Source organism: Streptomyces mutomycini (assembly GCF_001700505.1).
GTDB classification, from domain to species: domain Bacteria; phylum Actinomycetota; class Actinomycetes; order Streptomycetales; family Streptomycetaceae; genus Streptomyces; species Streptomyces mutomycini.
On sequence record NZ_MAPV01000374.1, the window covers coordinates 1 to 752 of the forward strand.

1 pseudogene is annotated in these 752 nt (G+C 68.0%); it reads right to left on the reverse strand.

The window, feature by feature from the left end:
• A pseudogene (locus BFF76_RS34340) lies at positions 1-503 on the reverse strand (hypothetical protein); the annotation flags it as partial.
• Positions 504-752: the final 249 nt, after the last annotated feature.

Consider the following 752-nt stretch of genomic DNA (forward strand, 5'->3'; position numbering starts at 1 on the left):
GGTCACGGCGGGCCGCAGCGGGCTCTTCCAGGTTCCAGACCCTCTGCCCCGCAACGGACCGGCGAGAGCCTCGGGCCTCGACAGTGCCGCGGACGAGCAGCAGGCCGTTATGGAAGATCGTGCGCGCAGGCCTCGTGGGAGTCCTCGAAGAAGGCGCAGCCGAACAGGCAGAAGCCTCTTCGAGGGTGACGAAAATGACGCGTTTGCCGGACGGAATGGGCGGGGTCTGAGTGGACGTGCGTGCGTCGGCCACCAGGACCTGCTGCCCGGAGTGCATCACCTTGAGATGGCGGCGCCGGTGGCCCCGGTCTCCCGCAGCGACCGATGGTGGTGCTCCATCAGGTGCTGGGAGACGTCGATCTTCAACACGCCGAGTCCGGCGTCGAGAGTCTCGCAGCTGCTCATCTCCCGGAGCCCGGACGGGCCCGGGCCGGCTCTACGGGTGTGCGGTGGAGTTCGGCTGCCCGGAGCAGCAGGGCGCGGCGTGTCTGTTCGCCCCTGAGGTGGTCGGGCGAATCTGCCGGCGTCCCGTCCCGTCCCGTCCCGGCTCGTGAACGTCGTAGTTGTCCTCAGAGCCGTTCTCGAGGGGCGGCGAGACAGACGTTCAGAGCGAGGCCCTTGCTGCTGGTGAGCCGACCAGATTCCCTGACCGAGCATGTCGTTCCTCGGCTGAGCAGGTGCCCTATATCCACCGTATGCGCATTCGGTTAGGCTGACCTTGCCTGGCGTGGGTCACGGGCGTGCGGGTTCCG